This is a genomic window from Egbenema bharatensis FJBBOT/2019, assembly GCF_048077055.1.
GTDB lineage: Bacteria > Cyanobacteriota > Cyanobacteriia > Elainellales > Elainellaceae > Egbenema > Egbenema bharatensis.
On sequence record NZ_CP182236.1, the window covers coordinates 5,587,823 to 5,611,017 of the forward strand.

Annotated in this window: 20 protein-coding genes and 2 pseudogenes; 11 read left to right on the forward strand and 11 right to left on the reverse strand. The window is 49.2% G+C overall.

The window, feature by feature from the left end:
- Window positions 1-334: 334 nt before the first annotated feature.
- Window positions 335-580 carry a UPF0175 family protein gene (locus ACM1PF_RS26060; RefSeq protein ID WP_416668740.1) on the forward strand — a complete coding sequence of 82 codons (246 nt, stop codon included), beginning with the start codon at window positions 335-337 and terminating at the stop codon, window positions 578-580.
- A gap of 126 nt (window positions 581-706) precedes the next feature.
- On the opposite strand, the gene ACM1PF_RS26065 is transcribed toward ACM1PF_RS26060, so the two are convergent.
- The 5 genes and pseudogenes from ACM1PF_RS26065 to ACM1PF_RS26085 all read right to left on the reverse strand — a co-directional run bounded on the left by ACM1PF_RS26065 (window position 707) and on the right by ACM1PF_RS26085 (window position 6,551).
- Window positions 707-934, reverse strand: coding sequence for a hypothetical protein (locus ACM1PF_RS26065; protein WP_416668743.1), 228 nt, complete (start codon window positions 932-934; stop codon window positions 707-709).
- A 242-nt stretch (window positions 935-1,176) separates the two neighbouring features.
- Window positions 1,177-2,133: pseudogene (guaA, locus tag ACM1PF_RS26070) on the reverse strand (glutamine-hydrolyzing GMP synthase); the annotation flags it as partial.
- A 453-nt stretch (window positions 2,134-2,586) separates the two neighbouring features.
- The gene (locus tag ACM1PF_RS26075) at window positions 2,587-3,699 is read right to left on the reverse strand and encodes a Uma2 family endonuclease (protein WP_416668746.1); all 1,113 of its coding nucleotides are present in this window, start codon (window positions 3,697-3,699) and stop codon (window positions 2,587-2,589) included.
- On the reverse strand, window positions 3,700-5,196 hold the full coding sequence (locus ACM1PF_RS26080) for a 5'-methylthioadenosine/S-adenosylhomocysteine nucleosidase family protein (RefSeq protein WP_416668747.1): 1,497 nt from the start codon (window positions 5,194-5,196) through the stop codon (window positions 3,700-3,702). It lies immediately after the preceding gene.
- Window positions 5,196-6,551, reverse strand: a complete 1,356-nt coding sequence (locus tag ACM1PF_RS26085; protein ID WP_416668750.1) for a hypothetical protein — start codon at window positions 6,549-6,551, stop codon at window positions 5,196-5,198. The genes ACM1PF_RS26080 and ACM1PF_RS26085 overlap by 1 nt, the downstream gene beginning before the upstream one ends.
- Here ACM1PF_RS26085 and ACM1PF_RS26090 point away from each other — a divergent pair.
- Window positions 6,530-6,937: a hypothetical protein gene (locus ACM1PF_RS26090; protein ID WP_416668752.1), complete on the forward strand. Its 408-nt coding sequence runs from the start codon at window positions 6,530-6,532 to the stop codon at window positions 6,935-6,937. The two genes, ACM1PF_RS26085 and ACM1PF_RS26090, sit on opposite strands and share 22 nt — an antisense overlap.
- A gap of 106 nt (window positions 6,938-7,043) precedes the next feature.
- Here the strand turns inward: ACM1PF_RS26090 and metX are convergent, their stop codons facing one another.
- Entirely contained in the window at window positions 7,044-8,159 is a 1,116-nt protein-coding gene (gene metX, locus ACM1PF_RS26095; RefSeq protein ID WP_416668755.1) for a homoserine O-acetyltransferase MetX, read from the reverse strand.
- Between the two features lie 6 nt (window positions 8,160-8,165).
- Entirely contained in the window at window positions 8,166-9,464 is a 1,299-nt protein-coding gene (locus ACM1PF_RS26100) for an O-acetylhomoserine aminocarboxypropyltransferase/cysteine synthase family protein (RefSeq protein WP_416668758.1), read from the reverse strand.
- A 435-nt stretch (window positions 9,465-9,899) separates the two neighbouring features.
- On the opposite strand from ACM1PF_RS26100, the gene ACM1PF_RS26105 reads away from it, so the two are divergent.
- Window positions 9,900-10,691: a sulfite exporter TauE/SafE family protein gene (locus ACM1PF_RS26105; RefSeq protein WP_416668761.1), complete on the forward strand. Its 792-nt coding sequence runs from the start codon at window positions 9,900-9,902 to the stop codon at window positions 10,689-10,691.
- Window positions 10,692-10,789: 98 nt separating this feature from the next.
- Here ACM1PF_RS26105 and ACM1PF_RS26110 read toward each other — a convergent pair whose 3' ends face one another.
- From ACM1PF_RS26110 to ACM1PF_RS26125, 4 genes are all read right to left on the reverse strand, one after another.
- Window positions 10,790-11,905, reverse strand: a complete 1,116-nt coding sequence (locus tag ACM1PF_RS26110) for an Mrp/NBP35 family ATP-binding protein (protein ID WP_416668764.1) — start codon at window positions 11,903-11,905, stop codon at window positions 10,790-10,792.
- Window positions 11,906-11,911: 6 nt separating this feature from the next.
- Complete coding sequence (locus ACM1PF_RS26115) at window positions 11,912-12,889, reverse strand: HEAT repeat domain-containing protein (protein ID WP_416668767.1); 978 nt, start codon at window positions 12,887-12,889, stop codon at window positions 11,912-11,914.
- 134 nt (window positions 12,890-13,023) lie between these two features.
- On the reverse strand, window positions 13,024-13,251 hold the full coding sequence (locus ACM1PF_RS26120) for a 4Fe-4S dicluster domain-containing protein (RefSeq protein WP_416668771.1): 228 nt from the start codon (window positions 13,249-13,251) through the stop codon (window positions 13,024-13,026).
- 30 nt (window positions 13,252-13,281) lie between these two features.
- Entirely contained in the window at window positions 13,282-14,991 is a 1,710-nt protein-coding gene (locus ACM1PF_RS26125) for a fumarate reductase/succinate dehydrogenase flavoprotein subunit (RefSeq protein WP_416668774.1), read from the reverse strand.
- A gap of 297 nt (window positions 14,992-15,288) precedes the next feature.
- Between ACM1PF_RS26125 and ACM1PF_RS26130 the strand changes: the two genes are divergently transcribed.
- The 8 genes and pseudogenes from ACM1PF_RS26130 to ACM1PF_RS26165 all read left to right on the forward strand — a co-directional run bounded on the left by ACM1PF_RS26130 (window position 15,289) and on the right by ACM1PF_RS26165 (window position 23,152).
- A complete protein-coding gene (locus ACM1PF_RS26130; protein WP_416668777.1) occupies window positions 15,289-17,328 on the forward strand; it encodes a LysR family transcriptional regulator in 2,040 nt (679 codons plus the stop codon).
- Between the two features lie 110 nt (window positions 17,329-17,438).
- Window positions 17,439-18,233, forward strand: coding sequence for a cation diffusion facilitator family transporter (locus ACM1PF_RS26135; protein ID WP_416668779.1), 795 nt, complete (start codon window positions 17,439-17,441; stop codon window positions 18,231-18,233).
- Entirely contained in the window at window positions 18,230-19,222 is a 993-nt protein-coding gene (locus tag ACM1PF_RS26140; RefSeq protein WP_416668781.1) for an MBL fold metallo-hydrolase, read from the forward strand. Before ACM1PF_RS26135 ends, ACM1PF_RS26140 begins: the two co-directional genes overlap by 4 nt.
- A 312-nt stretch (window positions 19,223-19,534) precedes the next feature.
- The gene (locus ACM1PF_RS26145) at window positions 19,535-19,927 is read left to right on the forward strand and encodes a helix-turn-helix domain-containing protein (RefSeq protein WP_416666324.1); all 393 of its coding nucleotides are present in this window, start codon (window positions 19,535-19,537) and stop codon (window positions 19,925-19,927) included.
- A complete protein-coding gene (locus ACM1PF_RS26150; RefSeq protein WP_416666323.1) occupies window positions 19,915-20,481 on the forward strand; it encodes an IS630 family transposase in 567 nt (188 codons plus the stop codon). Before ACM1PF_RS26145 ends, ACM1PF_RS26150 begins: the two co-directional genes overlap by 13 nt.
- A gap of 105 nt (window positions 20,482-20,586) precedes the next feature.
- A pseudogene (gene cutA, locus ACM1PF_RS26155) lies at window positions 20,587-20,922 on the forward strand (divalent-cation tolerance protein CutA).
- Window positions 20,865-21,230, forward strand: coding sequence for a hypothetical protein (locus tag ACM1PF_RS26160; RefSeq protein WP_416668783.1), 366 nt, complete (start codon window positions 20,865-20,867; stop codon window positions 21,228-21,230). Before cutA ends, ACM1PF_RS26160 begins: the two are co-directional and overlap by 58 nt.
- Window positions 21,227-23,152, forward strand: coding sequence for a hypothetical protein (locus tag ACM1PF_RS26165; RefSeq protein WP_416668785.1), 1,926 nt, complete (start codon window positions 21,227-21,229; stop codon window positions 23,150-23,152). Before ACM1PF_RS26160 ends, ACM1PF_RS26165 begins: the two co-directional genes overlap by 4 nt.
- Window positions 23,153-23,195: the final 43 nt, after the last annotated feature.

A 23,195-nucleotide genomic window follows, 5' to 3' on the forward strand; every position in this document is an offset into this window, starting at 1 on the left:
AGTTGGCACAGTGTAATCCAAGACAGGGAGGTTGGATCGGGCAATGATATACCCTGAGCAAGCCCTTGAGCTAATTACATCGGCTACTGCCTGGGGCATTCTGATCTGCCCATACAGAGTGGGGAGCAGATCCAGTTGAGCAATTTAATAGAGATATTGAATCGGTGAGGTATCGGTGATGACCTCAGGCATTTGCAAAATCCTCAGCCAGTTCAGCTTCGGTTAGGCGAAAGGTATCTACGCCGTAGTCCCCGCACTTCAAGCGGGTAACAGGCGATCGCAGCCCTACCTGGGTAATCGATATACTAAAGCCACACCTTGCTTGCGCCCTACGATGAGTCTCATCATTTCTAGTGAACTGGTTCAAGCTTCTGGGCTTTCTGAGTCGGAGCTTTTACAGGAATTAGTGCTCCTATTGTTTCAGCGAGAGAAAATCACGCTGGGCAGTGCCAGTCGTTTTTTGGGAATGACTCAACTGGAGTTTCAGGCTCTTCTGGCGGAGAAAAATCTCTATGTTCACTATGATGTGGATGAGTTACGTGAGGATGTGAAAAATTTGCAGGAATTCGGTTTGTTGTGATTATATCGCTCATCGTGCTTCAACCTGTTAGCAGACGATCTCACCCAGATTTGCAGGGGCGATCGCCTCACTCTCGTCAGCATTTTGCCTGAATTTACAACCCAAATGTAGGGATCGCTTTCGGCACTAAATGCCGTGTTCATCCAGATAGGCTCTGATCCCCGATTCCAGATCCTGGAGTGCTGCTTCCAGGCTGGGATAGCTGTCTTCGCCTTCGTAAACAGTGCCACCTAAATCGTATGCCCGGACAAACGATGAAATCATCTCATGCTGTCCAATTTCAATCCAGCCGATTTCTTCAACAAAGCGATGGATGGTTGGGTATTGTTCTTCAAAAGTTTTGGATTTTGGCATCGGTTTTCTGATTTGAGCACGATGTCATCATTCTACGGAGTAATGGGCGATCGTCTATCGACTGTTGTTATAGGAGCGATCGCAGTTCCCGAATTTCCAGACTAGCAGTTGACTATACGATGAAACGCTTAACCTTACGATTATGCGTGTATGCTTTTTCCTATGTGTAATAGTGGCTATGTTTTTTTATGCAAAATAGAACTTCTGTACATAATGAGAGAGTAGTGTTGATAAACTTACATCTACTCCCACTCAATTGTTCCAGGTGGTTTTGTCGTGATGTCATACACTACTCGATTCACGCTCCTAACCTCATTTGTGATTCGAGTGGAAATAGTTTCTAGCAAATCGTAGGGAACCCTTGCCCAATCAGCAGTCATGCCATCTTCGCTGGAAACAAAACGCAAAACTATTGGGTAAGCGTAAGTATGTTTTTTATCTATGGTTATACCTGTACTACGAATGGGGAGTAAGACAGCAAAAACTTGCCAGAAGTCCTGATACATTCCGTAGCGGTTAATCTCTTGCCGAACAATATAATCTGCTTCTCTCAGAATATCCAGCCGTTCCTTAGTCACTTCACCTAGAATTCGAACTGCCAGGCCAGGTCCTGGAAAGGGATGCCGTTGAATAATTTCTTCGGGTAGTCCAATGGAACGACCGAGGTTGCGTACATCACTCTTGAGTAGCTTGTGTAAGGGTTCTATTAATTTGAAGGGTAAATGCTGAGGTAGACCACTAACGTTGTGATAGCTCTTAATTCTAGTAACAGTCTGTTCACCTATTTTAGGAGCAATATCAATTCCAATTGATTCAATTATGTCTGAATATAAAGTACCTTGTGCCAGATAATCGAAAGAACCTAAACGCTTAATTTCCTTCTCAAATACATTTATAAATTTGTGACCAATACGCTTACGTTTTTCTTCGGGATCAGTAATACCTGCAATAGCTTGCAAAAAACGATAATGCTCATTTACATACTCCACAACAACATCAAACTGCTCCTGAAAGAGCTTCATTATCCGTTCTGGCTCATTCTTACGCATGAAGCCGTGATCAATGAAAATACAAGTTAGTTGCTTTCCAATCGCCTGATAAAGTAAGAAAGCAAGTGTTGAAGAATCAACACCACCAGATAGCGCTAGTAATACCCTCTTGTCTTTTACTTCGTCACGAATTGCCTGAATTAAATCTTCTGCAGAGACCATATAGTTTTCTGCAAAAATGGTTGTTGTCCTTGCTTGCCGAATAATTCTAGTTTCGGGAAGAAGCAGTACTTTAATTGGTACACCCCATTTGTTAGACAAAATTATTTTGACTCTTTCCTGCATTGCTTCTTGTATTGCTGTCAGTAGGAACTTTGCCTCACCATAACTGCCACCAAAACGATGCAAGACAACAACAGGTTCCCCAACAGATTTGCTGCTGAATAAATCACTATCTACCGTGCAGTAGATTGGATACTCTTCTTCCTCGTACTGCCACTCAAATCCCTCCTCCGATTGCAGATCGATCGTCATCAAATAAGTCTTCCCAACCTGCGCTTCACGCGGATAGGTAATAATGGGCTTAACCGATAGGAGAGGAGCGTTTGACATGGGGATTTTAGATTTTAGATCTTGGATTTTGGATTTTGGGATAGTGGCAGTCTAAGCAATAGGTGGGAGGATGGTAGTGAGGGTGAGCATGATATCGGGAAATGATAGGGGAGAAGCTTCGTTGGGTTCGGTGAGGATGAGGTGACTGGTGTAGCCAGTGGAGGTGGGGTTGCGGAAGAGGTGGAGTTGACGGTTTTTCAGGTCTAGCACCCAGTATTCGATGATGTTGGCTTGGGCGTAGAGTTTATCTTTTATTTCGCAGTCCTGTTTGAGGGTGGAGTCTGCTACTTCTACGATGAGATAAACCTGATTGGGGCGAGGATGATGATCCACGTAATCTAAAATGGTTCCTTGAACGATCGCCAAATCCGGTTCTGGTTCCGAAAAGTTATCTAGTTGAATCGGGTCTTGAGTCCGAACTAAGGCAGTGGCACCCAGCAGGTCGCGCAGGGCATTTGCCAGCAGGTGTAGCGAGGTGACATGGGGAGTTCCTTTGGCAGCCATCAGTGTAATCTGTCCAGCAATTAATTCCGTTCGTTCATTGGGGTCGAGAATGCCCAGTTCGCTCATCCGGTGATAGTCCTGCACCGTCCAACGTTTGAGTGTGGTTGGCTCCAGCGTAAAAGTGGGAATAGGAAGGGTGTTTGAGGAAGTCATGGTTGGCGATGGGTTAGGAGTGGTCAGAGAAGTGGCGGTCAGGAAGGGGACAGGGTCAGTTGCAATCGGGTCATAGGATTGCCATAGTAGACATGCAAAAAGGTCGCCAGATAGGCAGCACAGGTTGTCTTCATTCACCTCATCTTCCAGTGCCTCCCACACCCGTTCGCGGAGCTGTCGCAAAATTTCAGGAACCGTCCATTCAGGATGTTGCCGATGTTCTGCCGAAAATTGCTCCACAACTGCTTTTGCCCTTGTGCGATCGAGCCGTCTCAACGTACCCACAATGCCTTTTGCTCCATGCTCCAAAAAATTAGTCAACAGCGTTCGATGCGTTAAACCAACCGCTGCATCCAGATGAAGCTGTCCGCTGATAAACACAATACTCGTTCCTCCCCTAAATAGCTTCGATCGTTTAATGTATGCAGTTGGGCTAATCTTCAACGGTTCCTCAATACTAAACCCATCAATAAACACCAGCCCAAACTCACTTGCTGGTTTTTGCATTTAGCTCAAAAACTCTTGAAACACCGTAAACTGCTGCCGCTGATACCGCTGCCATCCCCCATATTTTGCATGGGCATACAGCAGAACGCCGCCTCCACAACAAGCATTCACGGGCAGTACCTCTGACTCCATCTGCCGCTGCCGCACAGTTTGAAACGCAACCCCGACAGGCTTTGCCCCTGACTCCAACAACTCCCAGGGAATCTCAAACTCAGTGCGCTCATCAATCATCAAACACGGAATCTGATCCGACGAGTCATTTTGCTGTCGGTGGAGCCATGCCAGAAGTTGACCTGCAAGGCAATCAACCGAATTTTTAACTCTGGCATTGCAGTCATCAATCGCGCTCAACAAATTATCAGCAGTTAGATTGCCCTCTATCTGCTGATGCAAGTTCATGAGCGATCGGTCAAACTGTCCCCGGTTGGTAAACGTCCTTTTTCCATGATGGGCATGGATATAATACTGATTCTCCTCCAGCAGCGCCTGAACGTTCAGGCTAATCATGTCTTCTGGCAAAGTACTATCAAGAGCGACCTGCGCTGTGGTTTGATACACCTCCGATCGCTCATTTACACCCTCGCCATCCAGTTTCGCCAGCAACGTAAACGCAAAAGCACTGGCGTGATGGGCTGCTCTCTCCTGCCGCACCTGTTCCGGTTCTATTGAATCATCATTCTTGCCATCCAGCAGATCTGAGATACCTCGAATGACCATTGCTGAAACGTTTTTAACTTGCTGGGTTGCTTTCAGGAAGCCAAACCCTTCCATCTCAACGGCGATTGCATCATCATAGTACTCTCGCAAATACTCATAAACCTCAGCCTGACGTGACGCAATCACCTTTTCTCCCGCTGCGATCGGTTTGACATAGACAGAGGGAGCAGCATCAGAGGAAGAACCTGAGTGAATCTGTTCACGCCAGTCATCCTTTCGGGCTTCTGCCTGTGCCCGTTGCTTAAGGTCATAATCCGCTTCTCCCAGCTTTGGTCGAGGGAGAGTGCAATCGTCCATAACCTTGCCACACTCGTAGCTATAAACGATGGATGCCGCTACAACATCGCCAACCTTCACGTCTTTAATGCCTCCCGCAACTCCTACGAACAAAATCACTCTGGGATTAAACTGCATCATGGCACGAACAGCTTCTATGCCTGCGCTGGCATTTCCCATGTCAATCTGGGCGATCGCCACATTCCAGGTGCAGTTGTGAGCCTTAAATTGCCCCTGCGTATAAATCGTGCCATTCGGGTGAATCTCTTCTGATAGGCGACTGGCTTGCCCGATGGGTTCAAGGTGGGCTTCAATGGCTTTATGCTCCACGCCCAAAGCAGTCAAGATCACTGCCCAATCAGTTGCCGTTCCGCCTTCAATTCCTTCATAGGGTGCAGACACAGGTGGTTTAGGAACTTCTGCCTGTGCGATCGCAGTAGGCAACGCACCCGTTTGTCGGATACTGCCACTTTGTACAATCGACTGGCGGAGGTTCCCAGACATTACTTATCCACCTCCCAATCCCTGAGCGATGGAATTGCCGCAATCTTTGCCCCTAATGCCTGCGCTAACTTTACAGGCAGATCTGCGTAGTACTTTGGTTGCGGATTCAGTACCACCGCTTTAACCTGCTTCAAACCAGCAATCTGCTGCGCCACTTGCAACGCATCCTCGATTCCCTGACGATTCACGGGCTTCTCAGGCTTCTGATTCATCTGACTTGCCTTGAGCGGTACATTCCCGCGCCCATCGCTAACCACAACCAATACGGCTTGTCTTACGGCACTCCGCCCGTGTTGCAGAGCATGGCGCAACGTCTGCAATGCTAGATCCAGTCCATGCGCCAGTGGTGTTGCCTGTCCTCCACTTACCTCTAGCCCATTGCTAATTCTGGGTACCAAAACATTCTGCGCGACAATCTTCTCCGCCTGGAGTTCCTGGGTTGCCCTTGCCGCACCGACTTGAATCAGGCAAAGACTGGCACGTTCAACGTACGCCCACTGCAAATAGGGCAACAATGCTGCCTGCCACTGGCACTCCCGTAGACAGGTATAATCCATGACCAGCATCAACATTTGCTCTGGCACCACTGCCCGACGATATCGCCGCAGGTCCGTCGGTTGCAGAATGAGCGATCGCGAAACGGCCTCGCAGGAGAATTGCTCCCCATTCAGATTGGCTTCACTCCCAGACTCCACCAGATCGCCTGGAGAGCCATGCCGCTCCAGCCAAGCCGATCGCCGAATCTGCTGATATTTCGTGGCTTCCAGAAGGGTACTGACGATCGCCAAATCCTGAGGTGTGGTTGCTGGCTCAACTCCTACAATCGCTCCCCGTCCTGTCACCGCATTTTTGAACCGTCGCATCGGCAATCGTAGCGAAGCCGCCTCTCGCTGAACGGGCGTGGTGTCCTCAGGATAGGGATTGGCGATCGCACCATCCATCAAAATCGGCTGCGACGGCAAAGTTTCTGTCGTGTCAGAAGCATAGACAGGTTCCTGAATTGGAGCAGGTGCCCGTTCTTTTATCAAAACCTGGTCTTCAGCTCCAGTTTTCCTAATAGAGGAGTCTGGATTAGGGGAGAATTCGGGTTGGATCGGTTGTTCAGATTTTCTGGAATTTATATCCAGAGATGACTTTATTTGTTCCAGTCCAATCATCTGTGCTGCCCGATCCACCTGCTGAGCTGTCACCTGACCTGCTTCTGTAAGTTGGGCATTTGCCTGAGCCAGCCGCAGGAGTGCCAATTCTCGCCGGACACTGTAACCATCTGTCAGTGAAAAATAATCGAGGACGCGCTTTTGAGCTTCCAGCGTGACTTCAGGGTGGAGCAATCTTGCCCGCTGTAACGTATTCACCCACTCTGGTAACAGCGGTTCTTCCTCCTCGTCCTGCTGATCCGATTCTTGTAGCCATTTCTGAATTGCTTCTGCGCGATCGGTTGATCAACAACGGATACCCAGAGCAAGCATTACAGACGGAGTTGAATAGGCAGATTCCCCATATTCTTTGGAAGTGGTACCGAGCAGCTTGGGAGCTTAACAAATCTGAGAAATATTTAGGTCGAATTGCTGCGATCGCAAAAGAAGTCATTGGAGGTGAATTACTATCTGACCAAGCTAGACTAGCAATGCAAAAAGATCTAGCGATGTTTTCTCAACAGGAGATCACCAAACGTGCAAAACTAGATTTTTCGTTACCCGGAAAACAACAAGGATGCAAAGGATTTGAAATGGAAAAGTGAGAAGATTTACGCAGTTGGTGAGTTTGTGGCTGAAAAGCTTCATCCATTGAGAGTCAGTTACTTGTCAAACGGTTTGGGTTGAATCTGATCGTCATTCGTTAAACGATTAGTGTGGGATGGGCATTTTATCCGTTTCCCTTCTGACAGTAGATTGAAGCTGAAACGCGACGATGAGATGATTTAACTCATCCACATCGATCAAAAATCCATCGTGACCGTGAGGAGAAGACAACCGCGCTAACTGAGCCTGGGGTATGGAACTTGCCAACTCTTCCTGTTCCACAGGGGGATACAAAATATCAGAATCGATCGCCACCACCAGCGCAGGTTGGGTAATTTGAGCCAGTACAGTTTGATACTCTTCCCGTTGCCGAGCGACATCGTGGCTGTCCATTGCCTGGGTCAGCGTGATGTAAGTATTGGCATCAAACCGTTCCACCAATTTCTGTCCCTGATGCTGCAAATAATTGACGATCGCATAGGGTTGAGCGGGCGCATAGGGTTGATCGGGGAATTCTGCCTGCCGTTGCCGACTAAACTTTTCCTCGAAGCTGAACCAGGAACGGTAGGTACTCATGGCTATCATGCGGGCGATCGCCAAACCATTCACCGGAGGCTGTTCTGGGCTGTAATTGCCCCCCTGCCAGTTCGGGTCAGCATAAATTGCCTGTCGTTGGGACTCACTCAACCCAATGCACCAGGCTGAATGCCGCCCCGATGCCGCAATGGTAACGATCGCCCCCACTCGTTCTGGATAGAGAAGTGCCCATTCCAGCACTTGCATGCCGCCCAGGGAACCGCCAACTACCAGCTTTAAACGAGAGACAGAGAGCGCATCCAGTAACCGAGCCTGGAGCTTCACCATGTCGCGTATGCTGATAGCAGGAAACTGGGAACCATAGGCTTGCCCCGTAGCCGGATTCTGGCTGGTGGGTCCCGTGGTGCCGTAACAGCTTCCCAGAATGTTGCTACATACAATGAAATCGGTCGTTGGATCAAAGGTGCGATCGGTTCCAAACAGCGGTTCCCACCAATCATCTGCATCAGCCCAACCCGTCAACGCATGGCAAACGAGCACGGCATTATCTCCAAGAGCATTCAACTGTCCCCAGGTGCGGTAAGCGATTTGAACTTTCGGCAACACTGCACCCGATTCCAGCACAAAAGGTTCAGACAGATGATGAAATCGGGTGTGGGGCGAAATGAACGATTGATAGTTCATAGTTCATCAGAGAGCCTGAAACGCTTGCTCAAAGTCCGCTTTGATATCGTCGATGTGTTCAATGCCGACAGAAACCCGCACCAGGTCAGGCGAAACGCCAGCCGATCGCTGTTCTGCTTCGCTCAGTTGTTGATGGGTGGTGGAGGCGGGGTGAATCACCAACGTTTTCGCGTCACCCACATTGGCTAAATGGCTGGCGAGTTTAACGTGATTAATAAACGATCGTCCTGCCTCCAAACCGCCTTTGATGCCGAAGTTTAAGACTCCGCCAAACCCATGCCGCAGGTATTTCTTGGCGCGTTCATGGTAGGGGTGTTCTGGCAGTCCAGGATAATTGACCCACTCCACCTGGGGATGTTGCTGGAGCCATTGCGCCAGTTCCAGGGCATTATCTACATGGCGTTGGACTCGCAGAGAGAGGGTTTCTAAGCCTTGCAGCAGCAGGAAGGCATTGAACGGACTTAGGGACGCGCCCACATCCCGCAGCCCTTCCACGCGAGCGCGAATGATGAACGCAATATTGCCCAACGGACTTTGGGGTCCAAAGGCTTCGTAGAAATTCAGCCCATGATAGCCAGGGGCGGGTTCAGTAAACAAGGGGAATTTGCCATTACCCCAGTCAAATCGACCTGAATCGACAATCACGCCACCGATCGAGTTACCATGACCACCAATCCATTTGGTGGCAGACTGCACCACAATGTCGGCTCCATGTTCGATCGGACGAGCGAGATAGCCCCCTGCGCCAAAGGTGTTATCGACAATCAGGGGAATGCCGTTTTCATGGGCGACGTGAGCCAGGGCAGCAAAATCCGGCACATTAAACTGGGGATTGCCGATGGTTTCAACATAGAGGGCTTTGGTGTGTTCGTCGATCGCCTGCCGAAAATCCTCCGCCTCATCCCCCTCCACGAACTTGGCGTGGATGCCCAATCGCGGCAATGTCACCTTGAACTGGTTGTAGGTTCCCCCATAAAGGAAACTGGTGCTGACGATGTTATCCCCCGCCTGGGCGATCGTGCTGAGGGCTAAAAATTGGGCTGCCTGCCCGCTTGCCGTTGCCAGGGCTGCGACTCCCCCTTCTAATGCCGCAATCCGCTTTTCAAACACATCGGTGGTGGGGTTCATGATCCGGGTATAGATGTTGCCAAATTCCTTGAGGGCAAAGAGATTGGCTCCGTGATCTGCACTGTCAAAGGTGTAGGAGGTGGTTTGGTAAATGGGCACGGCGCGGGCGTTGGTTCCGGGGGCGGGAGTTTGTCCGGCGTGAACCTGAAGCGTCTCGAAGCGGTAGGAGTCAGTCATGGTCAGTTCACAAGGGTTCTGGAGTAGGAAGGGACTGCAAAGATTGAAAAACGTGGGACAGGAAGGGCGATCGATGAGCAGGGACTCAGGGAATTCAACGATCTCACCTGCAACTCAAAATAATATACTGTAAATCTATCGGCTTACAGTATTTGGCTATCATACCGATATGGGGCGAATTTGAAAAGTGTCTAACCGTACAGTGTCCAACCGTGCAGTCCATGACTGCACCTCACGGTGCCTGATCAAAATTGCCACAGTATGGCAGGATGGCTGTATCTTCGTGGCATCACTCAAGAAATGCAAAGCATCATCTGGAGTTTTTGTGGGCATCTTGCCTGCGCAGTCATCCAGTCAATGCTTGCCCAAGTGATTAAACCCAGAACCCCGGCTCAGTTGCCCAACCCTAAACCCAACCGATCGCCCTAACTGCCAATGCTCACTGCCTCTTTGCCCATTCCCCAATTGCTCCTGTTAATCGCTGTGTTTTTTGGCACCAGTCTGATCAGCGTCGTCACAGGCAGCACCTCGTTGATTACCGTCCCGGTAATGTTGCAGATGGGGATTGAACCCCGCACCGCGATCGCCACGAATATGTTTGCCTTGTTGCTGCTGAGTGTGGGGGGTGCCCTGCCGTTTCTAAAGAGTCAGCGCATCGATCGCCAGCGGTTGCCCGGTTTGATCAGTCTGACCTTGGCGGGTTCTATTCTGGGGGCATTGCTGGTGTTGGTGATTCCCGCAACCTCGATCGCGCCGCTGATTTCTGGCTTCATGCTGATGATTGCCCTATTTTCGCTTCTGAACTGGAATGCTGGGATTAAACCCGTCAGTGGAGAACCGTCCCGATTGGCGAAATTGGCGGGTTATGCCGTGACCTTTGGACTGGGCATCTATGGGGGATTTTTTAGCGGAGGCTATGTCACGATGCTAACGGTGGCGTACATTACCCTGTTCCGAATGTCGTTCGTAGAGGCGATCGGCATTACCAAGTTGGTGAATGTCTTTTCCTGTCTGGTGGCAGTGGTGATTTTTGCAACGCAGGGAATTCTGGACTATCAGCTTGGCTTTATTCTGGGAATCACCATGTTTGTTGGTGGCGTAATGGGTGGACAATTTGCGCTGAGGTTGGATGATGTTTGGTTGAAGTGTATTTTTATTGTGACGGTAGTAGGGTTGGCAGTAAAGTTAATTTTGGTTCACGATCGCGTTCCTAAACAAAGTAATTGAATGGGCGGGAAAGATGCCCACCCCACAAGAATTTCAGATGATTCAATTTGCATTCCAAGTGATGACCGTCCCGCAAGCGGTATGAATGATTGAATGCTTCAAGACTGCAAAAGAGTCGCTGATTCTGTTCGAGCAATTTGCCCGTAGAATGTGGTGTTTAAACCGATCGCCATGCTTTGAAACACCTGGGAGAGGACTGCATTGGTGTCGGTGAAGGGTAAGGGTTGACCCCGATCGCCGGTTTGACAGATGCGAGGATCGATAGGAATGTGTCCGAGAATAGGAGCCTGAAGTTCCTGTGACAATTGTTCTGCTCCGCCCTGACCAAAGATGGGAGTACGATCGCCACAGCACTGGCAAATCAGATAACTCATGTTTTCAATTAAACCCAGAACCGGAACGCCCACCTGACGAAACAGATGAATGCTGCGGCGAACGTCACCGACTGCGACCTGCTGCGGAGTTGTAACCAGAATTACCCCGCAAATTGGACTTTCCTGGACGATCGTAATTTGGGCATCGCCTGTACCGGGAGGTAAATCAATCAGCAGGTAATCCAACTCCCCCCAATCAACTTCTGCAATGAATTGGGTCAGGATTTTGTGCAGTACGGGCCCACGCCATGCTAACGGATGATCGGGTTCTGCCAATAATCCGACAGACATCAGTTTGATACCGTGGGACTCCAGAGGACGAAATCGCTGTCCCTGGGGAGTCTCTATGACTTGAATACTGGCTTGCCCTAACCCCAACATTTGCGGCACGTTTGGCCCATAAATATCTGCATCCAGTATCCCCACTTTTGCCCCTGTCTGAGTTAGGGCTGCTGCCAGATTTACGGTTGTGGTTGATTTGCCGACTCCCCCCTTGCCACTGGAAACCGCCAGCGTCGTGCGAACGCCCGGAATCGTACAGAGCTGCACATAGGCTTTCTTACACCAGGATAGGGACGACAATCCCTGTTGCACTTGCGCCTGTAAGCTTAACTGGTGGCTACCCACATAGAGCCGCAGGTACAGATAGTCATCCACAATTCGCAAATTCCGCACCATGCCCAACCGCACAATATCCGTGTTGAGGATGGGCACGATCGTCTGTTTCAGGCATTGGATGGCTTCCTGTTGGCGAGAGATGGCGATCGGATCAACATTTTGATCGACTTGATCTGCTTCAGACGGAACAGAATGGAGCAAGGGAGAAAAATGATTAGCCATGATGATTTAGCTGTTGGGAGTTGCAGAGGTTGAGGCTTGTAGTTGTTGAATGGCGCGTTGGGAGAAGATGCGAACCTCCATATCGGGGTCATCCAGGGTTTGGTGCAGGGCAGGCAGGACAGAAACATCGCCTAAATTCCCCAGAGCCACCGCCCCATCTCGTCGCACATCAGCGTATTCATCGGTTAATATCTGAACTAAAAGGGGCAACACTCGATCGTCTGCCGTGGTTTGTAATGCCCGTGCCGCAAACTTCCGTACCTGCCAGTGGTCATCCTGAAGTGCCTGTCCCAAGGCGGGAATTGCCTCCGGGGCATTGTGGAGGGCGAGGGATTGGGCAGCATTCCGGCGCACCTGCCAATCGGGGTCAGTAGTTAATGCCTGACAGAGGGCTGGGATCACTTCGGTGTCGTTCAGGTGTCCTAACGTGAGCGCAGTTGCCCGTCGGACTGTGGCATCCGGATCAGATAATAGGGCGATCGCGGGTTGACAGCAAGATACCTGATTTAGATAGCGGAGGGTTGTCACTGCCGCTTCTCGGAGGGCAGGTTGCTCAGACTCAAAGAAGGGCAAAATGAAAGGCAATGCCTGAACATCGTGGATCTTCCGCAGCAGAATCAAGCTATTCAACTGCATATTCATATTCGGCTGCTGAAGCGCATCCAGCAGTTGCAGCAAATCATCGGGAGCCACCAGTTCTTTCAGGGCAGACAGAGCTTCATCCCGCATGTCGCCATCCGCAGATGCCAAACACTGAATCAATGCAGGCACTGCTACCGGATTGGCAAACTCCCACAGGGCAGTCACCGCCAGTTTTTGCACCGCAGGACTCTCATCTTGTAATGCGGCTAGCAAGAAATCGATCGCCCCCTCATCGCCTAAATGCTGGAGCGTTTTCACAGCAACCAACCGATCGTTCACATCAGGCGATCGGAGCAACTCCACCCACGGCTGAAGTTCCGGGTCTAATTCTTCGGTGTACATGGTGTCTCTTTTGAAAATGATTCTACGGTTGTGGAGTGGGCATCTTACCCCCCCAGTCTTGGTAAGGGCGAAGCATTCGGCAAACAGAGTTTTGGTGACAGCAAAAATAGCTTGATCGAATGCTTCGCCCCTACTCAACGCAACAAAAACGGAATTTGTACCGTAATCGCGTTCGTCGGACATTCCTTTTCACAGGGCAAGCAAAACCAACACTCGTCGTATTTCATATAGGCTTTGCCCGTTTCTGGATTCTTCGCCAGCACGTCTAATGGACAGACCTCAATACAGGCATTACATTTTTCCAAACATTTCGATTCGTCTACAATGACAGGTACATCCACCCGTTGATTAGTTAATGCCATGATTCATCTCCCAATGATTCACTTCGTTGGTTAGCGAACCGCCACATCGTAGATTTCCTGATTCAGATTCACAGGGATGATGTAGGGTTCCACAGGACGCTTAAACAGAATCATGTCGCCTGATTCAACGCGCTTCAGATTGACATGACAAAACCATTCCTCGTTGTTCTTTTCTGGATAATCCACCCGGTAATGGTACAATCCCCATCGGCTCTCCTTGCGATACAAAGAGGCTCTTGCTGCCATCTCAGCACAGTCACGAATAAAGTGAACCTCCATGCAGCGCATTAGTTCGTGGGGATCGCGTGCCCCCATTTGATCGAGTACTTCCTGATAGCGGACAAAGTGCCTTAGCCCAATGTCCATCTTGTGGCTCACCTTGGGCGGTTGCAGGTAGTCATTCACCAAGCGTCGCAGCTTGTACTCCACCTGAGTATGGGGAATACCGTCGGGTTGCTGGAGCGGTCGGTAAATCCGGGCTTGCTCTGCCTCCAGCCATTCTCGATCGGGTGCAACATGATCCAAGTCCCGCCCGTGGGTCATGCCATCGATTCCGGCAATCCGACCAAACACAAATGCTCCAATCATGTAATTGTGCGGCACACTGGCCAGATCTCCCGCAGCATAGAGTCCGGCGATCGTGGTTTGCGCCCGTTCATTCACCCACACCCCAGAGGCACTGTGCCCACTGCACAAGCCAATCTCGGAAATGTTCATCTCTACGCCGTGGGTGCGGTAGTCTTCTCCCCGGTTGGCGTGAAAGCGTTCACGGCTGGGGCGTTCGTTTGACCAGAGAATTGATTCAATTTCAGAAATCGTATCCTCGTCCAGGTGGGTCATTTTCAGTTGAATGGGACCGTTGCCAGAGTTTAGCTCTTTCCAGACCTCCAGCATCATTTGTCCACTCCAGTAGTCGCAACTAATGAAGCGGTAACCCTCGGCATTGGCGGTGTATGCCCCAAACGGACTAGCAACATAGGCGCAGGCGGAACCGTTGTAGTCTTTGATCAGGGGATTGATCTGGAAGCATTCAATATTGGTCAGTTCTGCCCCGGCATGGTACGCCATTGAGTAGCCATCTCCGGCATTGGTGGGATTTTCGTAGGTGCCGTAGAGATAGCCAGAGGCAGGCAGTCCCAACCGTCCGCAGGCTCCGGTACAAAGGATCACGGCTTTGGCTTGAATCACCACAAAATCGCCACTGCGGACATCAAACCCCACCGCACCGATCGCCCGTCCATCTTGCACCATGACGCGAGTTGCCATAACCCGGTTCGTCACCTGTACCTTGTGGCGTTTGACCTGCCGCGCCAAAATCTTTTTCAAATCCTTGCCTTCGGGCATCGGCAATACGTACTTCCCTACCCGATGCACCTGCTTCAGGTCGTAGTTGCCCTGGGGATCTTTTTGAAACTTTACGCCCCAGCTTTCCAGTTCCTGGATCACCTCGTAGCCCAACCTTCCAGTTTGATACACGGCCTGCTGATGCACAATGCCATCATTGGCGATTGTTACTTCGCGCACATATTGTTCAGGCGTAGAGTGACCGGGAATCACTGCTGTATTTACGCCATCCATCCCCATAGCGATCGCCCCACTGCGGCGAATATTCGCTTTTTCTAAAATCAGCACCTCCCCCTCTGGATAGGTCTGCTTGGCTTTGATGGCAGCCATCGTTCCGGCAGTGCCACCCCCAATCACCAGCACATCTGTTTTCAGCCACTGCGTCTGCACAGTCATCTCCTTGATTCAATCTTCTGGATGAAATGCGATCGGTATTCAGCTAAATCAATCAAGCTATGAACTTCATTCCTAATTCGACTTTAATCATAAGCAATTCGATGGATAAAACCAAGGCGAAATGTAACTTGAGTTACAATTTATCAATTCACACCTTTTATGAGTTGATAAAAGATTTTGATGAGTCAAAAACAGGCTAGAATAATTTGCTGAATAACAGATAGAAATTGCCAAAACTTTTCTATTATTTTACGAAGAATAATCTATTACTTCTCGTTGTTGGACTGGAGGCGATCCATGGAAATTTATCAAATCAAAGTATTTCTAGAAGTTGCCCGCTGTCTCAGCTTTACCGAGGCGGCAGAAGCGTTAAACTTGACTCAACCCGCCATCAGTGCCAAAATTAAAGCTCTAGAAACTGAGCTGGGTACGCCCTTATTCCATCGATTAGGGCGAAAAGTAAAGCTAACTAAAGTGGGCGAATTTTTACAGACGGAAGCTCCCAGTCTCATCCACTTAGAAGCACGATTATTAAATCAAATTCAGGAAATTAAACGCGGCAAAATCGGAATTTTGCAACTTGGCTTTACTGCCGGAATTGGCGATGAATGGTTGCCCAGACTGCTATTTCAATTTCGACAGGAATATCCTGAAATTCAAACTCAATGTACTGCTTTCGATTCACCTGAATTACTTTATCAAGCTGTAACTAATGGTGCGGTTGATGGCGGAATTTCAGAAATCAGCTTTGCCCATTCTCCCGAAATTTCAGCTATAACCCTTGACACGATCGCCTATCAGGTGATGGTGGCTGCATCTCATCCTTTAGCCGCGCAATCCTGGTTAAGTTTAAGGGAATTACAGCAAGAACCCTGGGTACTTTTGCCCACCGGAACCACCAGCCGTTTAGTCTTTGAAACGCGCTTATCTGAACTGGGTTGGAGTCTGGCTGACTTTGCCCATCTTGAAGTGGTTGATAGCGTTAGCCTGATGCGAACCTACATTTTACAAGGAGGGTATTTGGGATTTGCATCTAGTTTAGAATTCTCGATGGAATGCCAATCTCACCTGATGCAGGCGATCGACCTCCAGGAATTTCCCATTCCTGCCAACCTGTTTTTGCTGACTCCCAAACGGTTAAATTTGCTCAGTCCCAACGAGAACCAGAACTATCCAGAGGCTAAATTACAATCGAAAACCTGTGATTCTGACCCCTTACAAAAGTTTCTGCGACTCGTTCACACGACAGCCCAATCTGCCCCCCCAACGTCGATCGCACACCCAACAACAACCTTCAGTTCCTTGCCACCCCCACCCCCAGCAAGACTGCGATCGCCCAGCTTGACTCACCGTGCGGCTCCTTCCCGTCCAGATGTCCTGACCCTAAGTATCGGCACTCAAAATGGCACGATTCACACCGTCACTGCCGGGTTAATCATTCAGAAACTCGGACTTTTAGAACATTTCCTCCCCAAATCTGGACGCTACAGTGCCACCCAGTATCAAATTCAATGGCAGGATTTTGCATCGGGTGCGCCCATAGCTAGCAGACTGCGATCGGCACAACTGGACATTGGTATTTTAGGGGACTATCCGCTACTTCTCAGTGCTGTACCAGAAGCCGATTCTACCGCCTGCAAAACCCGTCTGATTAGCTTTATTGCCAGCAACCCCAGTGGCTCCGGAAATGCCGTCATCGTGCCCAACCATTCTTCCCTGAGCAGCATTGCCGATTTGCAGGGGCGAGTGATTGCGGTTCCCTTCGGTTCGTCCGCCCACGGCATGATGATTCGATCGCTCCATCGGGCAGAATTGCTTGCCGATGTCACCCTGACTCCCAATCCCGATTTAAGCCTGCATTGGATGCCCCAACCGCCCGCCTCCATTGATGGCTATGCCCATTTTGCGCCCTTCCATGAAATTGCCCGTCGCAGTGGATGCTTCAAACCCCTACTAGATACTCACTTTCATGAGTTCCCTGCTTTTCACGGCATTGCAGTGCGGGAGGAATTTGCCGATCGCTACCCAGAGTTGGTGATTGCTTACCTCCAAGCGTTGCTGGCAGCCCAATACTGGTATTTCCATACGGCTTCGGCTCCCCTGCTGGTCAGCCAGTGGTTAAAGGTAACGCCAGAGGTGATTTCCCATATCCTTTCCGGACAATACCACCGGGAACAGACTGGATTGTATTTTCCAGAAACGCAAATTCGCCCAGACTGGGTAAGACAACATATTGACCATTTGAAACAAATTTCCGGTAATGAACACTTAGGCGATATTGATCTCGATCGCTGGATTCAATCTGAATTTCTGGCAGCGGCTCAATCTTTTGCCTGATTGATTCAAGGCTCTGAAAACTTGAGGAAAACCACTTGCGTTTCATGAATATCTGTGCAATTATGCTGAATTAAAATACGGCAAATCGATAGATTTACAGGATTTTATTGATGCACCTCCTCGAAGTGTCCTGCCCTCAAGAGCGCAGGGTTGCAGATTTTCTGTGGCAATTTTTCCCCTCGATTTCAGAAACTCATGATCCAAATCAGCAGAGCCTCCTCCGGCTGCGATCGGCGTTATTCCTGCTCATCGGGTTGTTTCTAGTGGAAATGGGCGTGGGTTGCTGGAGCCATAGTCTGGCATTGATGGCGGATGCTGGACATGTGATCGCGGATATTGGCGCAATCGGGCTGACCCTGTTCGCAACTGGATGGGCACGGCGCGAGCGTCTGGTGTCCAGTCACTCGTCTCAACCGCCTCAATCGGAAGCCTGGGCTGCTTTGGTGAATAGCGGGAGTTTGCTGGTGATTGCCCTCTGGGTGGCGATCGAAGCGATTCATCGGTTGCAGTCGGGTGATACGGAGGTCTTAGGTTTACCGATGTTGCTTACTGCTGCCGTTGGGCTGGGAGTCAATAGTGTCAATGCCTTCTGGTTAAAAGGCTGCTGTCATCACAACCTCAATCTCAAAAGTGCATTTTTGCACATTGTTGCAGATGCGGTGAGTTCGATCGGCGTGTTGATTGGGGCGATCGTGGTTTCTGCCTGGGGCTGGGGCTGGGCAGATGGAGTCATCAGCTTATGTGTATCTGGGTTCATTTTGTTCATCACCCTACCCTTAATGCTGAAGTGCAGTCAGCAAGTCACTGATTCGTTCAAGGAGGGAGCCAGCTTAAATTGTGATTGTTGTCCGGATGATGCTGAAAAACTGTTGTTTCCAACGTTAAAGGAGTTGATCAAATCATGAAACGTTTTCTTCCGTTTGACTTACTGTTTGTAGTGAGCTTTCTGATCATTTTATCGTTCACAATCCTGGCTCAACCCGATCGAGTTCTGGCTTCACCGCCGCCGGATGGGCAAAGCCGCATCACCAATATCTATGATGCCTTTAGCGATCGATCGGATTTATCAGAAGACTGGGGCTATAGTGCGCTAGTGGAGTACAACGGCAAACGCATTTTGTTTGATGCTGGGAACAACGCCGATGTGTTCAAGCAAAATGTAGAACGATTAGGTTTAGATCTCCGCACGATCGATTTTGCCGTCCTGTCCCATCCCCATGCCGATCACCTGAGCGGATTTGACTATCTGGTGCAGGTTAATCCCGATGTCAAGCTTTACCTGCCGGATGATATTCACGTTCTGGGTGCGCCTCGTGACTTTCCCTTTGGGGTGCCCGAACCCGATGCGGCGGAGGCACTCCCGCCAGAGCAACGGTACTTTGGCTCAACTGACCCTCAACGCTACGTGGTGCCCAGTGGACGCTTCTATGGAGCCACTAACGTAGAATATCTGAACGATGATTTGGAAGTTGCGCCTGGCATTCAGATCATTGCGACTCGATCACCCTATCTCGGTGGGTTTAATGGCTACCCACCCAATTCGCCGGAAGCTCCTGCCCTCAACGGCTTGCCTGAACTTTCATTGGCTTTGGATACGCCGGAAGGAGAGGTGCTGGTCGTGGGTTGCTCCCATACAGGAGTTGAAAACTTGATTGAGGAAACTCAAACCGTTACCGGACGGCAGGTTGACACGGTAATTGGCGGCTTTCACCTGTTTCCCTACGATCGCGCTTACATTACAGCCTTAATTGATAAGGTCAAAAATGACTTGGGAGTGCGACTGGTCGCTCCGGCTCACTGCACTGGACATTTGGCGTTCCGATTGTTCAAAGAGGCATACCAGGATCAATATGTCTACAGTGGTTTAGGTTCTCAACTGATTTTTCCGTCTTGATGGGTGATCGGTAATGGGTGATAGGTAATAGGTAATAGGTAATAGGTAAAGGGCGATCGGTTGGGTAGATATTGGGTAGGTAGTTGAGTTACCTGTTGCTTCAGGACAGGCAAGATGCCCATTCCACAAGAGGTTCCAGAAAATTCACATTCGGTGAATCTTGTTACCCATCACCCATTACCGATCGCCGCTAACTGCAACAACCGCTCTGATTGTTGCACCTCGACGAGTTAATCTTGCCTTTGCCAAATACAGCACTTTCGAGGTATATGAGGTACACTTAAAAGGAGATTAGAGGTATCAAGAATCCCGATGAAAGCCTACTCCGTTGATTTGAGAGAAAAAATAGTTAATGCTTATGAGAGAGGCGATACTTCAATTAGAAAAGTAGCCACTCAGTTTGGCGTTGCGAAAAGCTATGTCCAAAAGCTGCTCCTCCTTAAGAAAACTCAGGGACACTTGGCACCCAAGAAGCAAGGTGGAACAATGAAGGGACAGTTAGATGAGTACGGTAGCGAATTAACTGCAATGGTACAAAGCCATCCTGACGCAACTTTAGCAGAATATTGCGAGTATTTTGGAGAGCAATACAACGTTTGGGTCTGTCGCAGTGTCATGTGCTGTGCCTTGCAAAAACAACAACTCACGCGAAAAAAAAGACCTTACGCAGCACTCAAGCGAACACAGAGCGGGTGCAAAAGCTGAGAGTAGAGTATTGGGAGAAGGTCAAACCCATCGAGGTAGAGAACCTGGTGTTTCTAGACGAGATGGGAGTTCTACTCGGGTTGACCCGTACCCATGCTAGAAGCAATCGAGGCGATAGAGCGTATGACTTTAAGCCCTACTATCGAGGTGAAAAGGTGAGTGTGATTGGGGGCATCAGTTGCAAGCAGGTGTTGGCTCTCATGACACTAGATGGTTCAGTCAATGGCGATGCCTTCAAAGTTTTTATCGAGCATTTCCTGCTGCCGCAGTTATGGGAGGGTGCAGTAGTGGTGATGGATAATTTGCCTGCTCATAAAGTTGAAGCAATCGAGCCTTTAATTGAATCAGTAGGTGCCAGTGTTTTGTATTTGTCGCCCTATTCTCCTGAATTTAATCCCATTGAGCATTGGTGGTCACAATTGAAAGCATTCCTGAGACTATTTTCTCCAACTACTGCATCTGGTGTGGATGGTTTAATCGGAATAGCACTTGAGTTAATGAATCCTGAACACCTCAAAAATTGGTTTACACATTGCTGCTACTGTACCTCATAAACCCCGAATCCGCTGTAACTATGGGATACTCTTAAAAAGTACGGTTTATCGGTCAAAATACAGTATTTTTAGAAAGGTCGTTACCCATTGACTGGAAATCAGCCCATGAAGCTACACTACGTTACTCTCAACACCCCTAGAGAGTCCCGTTTGCTGGGTCGGGCATTGCTTGAACAGCGGATTGCCGTATGTGTGAACTGGTTTCCCATTACCTGCATGTATCGCTGAGACGGCAACATTGTTGAGGAACAGGAGGTTGTGCTGATTGTGAGAACCCAGGAACGCTATGGAGAGTCGATCGCAGAAGTGATGCGTCAACACATCCCCTACACCCATTTCCTTGCCGAACTCACGCCTGATACCGTCAATCCTGCTTTTCTAGAATGGCTCAATACAGAAGTTCCCGCCCGTTCAACAGTGCGACAGTCGATCGGAATTTGAAGGTGAAGGTGGGGGACGTTGTGCGCCTCAAACAGCCGTTTCGACCCACTTCAACGAATGAAAAGGCATATCAATATGGGGTTGTGGTTGGGTTTGCTCAGACTGGAAGTGATGCTCAGACTGGAAGTGATGCTCAGACTGGAAGTGATGCTCAGACTGGAAGTGATGCTCAGACTGGAAGTGATGCTCAGAAAAGGGAAATCATTTTGCATCTATACAATCCTGATGCTCCTGAAGCGAGGGCAATTTATCGGGATGAATTCGGCAGATTAGCAATTTTTTGGTTTCGACGGGATGAAATCGAATGAGTAACTTTTTGTTCCCCAGAATCGAGCAAAGACTTTTCAATCCAATTCGATCGCTTGCCACTAAACGTCCGATCGCTGCCACCAGTCTGTTCATTTTTATCACCTGCATTTTTGTTTATCTGATTAACAATCGTACCGATTTAGACTCCAGTGATAATGTCACAAATACGTTGTTAGCATTCAACTGGTTGGAAAACCATGCGTTGAATTTTGATGCCTTCCGGGAGGGCTACCTGTATCAAGGTGGCGGTATTCCCTATTACTTTATTGAATCTCCAACCGGACATTTATCTTCCAGATATCCGATCGGCACAGCGTTAGTCACTTTTCCACTATACGTTCTGTTTTTTATTTATCTTAAAATTGCCAGCCTGGTTGAGTGGGTGATTTCTGGTGTTCCCGCAACGCTTCCCGATGTCACTGGCTCAGAATTTGCCGCCTACCGCCGCAGTTTCAGCAAACTGGCTGCAACTCTCTCTACAGCTTTAACGGTTGTCATTTTTTATGGCTGTGTGCGACTGAAGTTTCGTCCTGGTGTTGCGCTCCTATCTACTTTTGTGTTTGCCTTTGCCACTGGAACCTGGGTGATTTGCTCCCAGGATTTGCGGCAGCATACCATTTCTAATCTGTTGCTGATCAGCATTGTGTTCTGCTTAATCAAATTGGAACGCAGCCAGGGGCAAAAGCGGAAAGCGTTACTCTGGGCAGCCGGATTTTTCTGTGGGTTATTCCCAGGGGTCAGAATCACCAGTGCTTTGTTTGCAGTGGCGATCGTGGTGTATGTGATTTTCACCTATCGCAAAGAAGCGATCTTTTTCATATTCGGGCTTCCCAGTGCATTGTTCAGTCTGGGCTGGAATTTGTACTATTTTGGCTGGGAAAATATCCTGGTCGGTGGGTACATCAAGCACCTGGAGGAACGCGCATCTTCCTACGCCTTTACATTGGAGCAATTCACCTCCGCCTCCTTGGGTTTGTTGATCAGTCCCAGTGATGGACTTTTGATTTACTCCCCAGTGCTGCTGTTTGCTATTCCTGGAGCCTACTTAGTCTTTAAGCGCAGAGCCAACCGAGATGAGGCATTGATGCTTTGTCTAGCAATCACCTGTTTTGCCCTGTATTTGCACTACTGTTTCTATATCTTCTGGCTGGGCGGAAATGATTCCTTTGGTTCCAGAATGTTGACGGATACACTACCGATTTCTGGCTTACTGATTGCCTACTTTTTAGCAAACTTAGCTGAAAAACTCGATCGCGCCAGTAAATTTGCTCGTCCCATTTTATCAGTATTTCTCCTGAGCTTAATCCTCTCTACCCTGATTCAAACGGTCGGCGCATTTACCCAAACCAGTTGGGGAGCCAGCCCGATTCCTTTGGGAGCCGATCGAAGTCGGCTTTGGCAGCTAGCAGACAGCAAAATTGAGCGACATCTTCGACATTTAATCGCTCAAATCAATCCACCCATTTCTGACCGAGATCATTACCTGGAGAACTTCCAGGGAACGGTTAAACAAATTGAATTAGAGAGTCGATCGGGGGAAAGGGAACCTGTGGGCGATCGATTAACGGTGCGAGCGGGACAGCGAAGATTATTACGAGTGGGGCTGAAAAATACCGGACAATCCCAATGGTTTGGCTATCAGACGGGTATTGGCGACCGAGGCGAAACGAAGCTGAGAATCCGGTTTTATGACAGCGATGATCAGAATGCTACGCTACGAGTCGGTAATCAATTGTATGTATCAGGAAGCCCTACATTGGGTGAGGAAACTGATGCGATGGGACAAGTCGCTTTTCCTAGAGAGGCTGGAGACTATCGCCTGATTTTTCAACTGTTTGCCGATGGGCTTTCTCCTAGTTCCAATGAGGCGATCGAGCCTATCTACACGCAACTGGTGACTGTATTGCCAAGAGAAAGCTGAAATCGCTTAAAACGCGAAAATCTTCATTCCAGTGTAGGGGTTT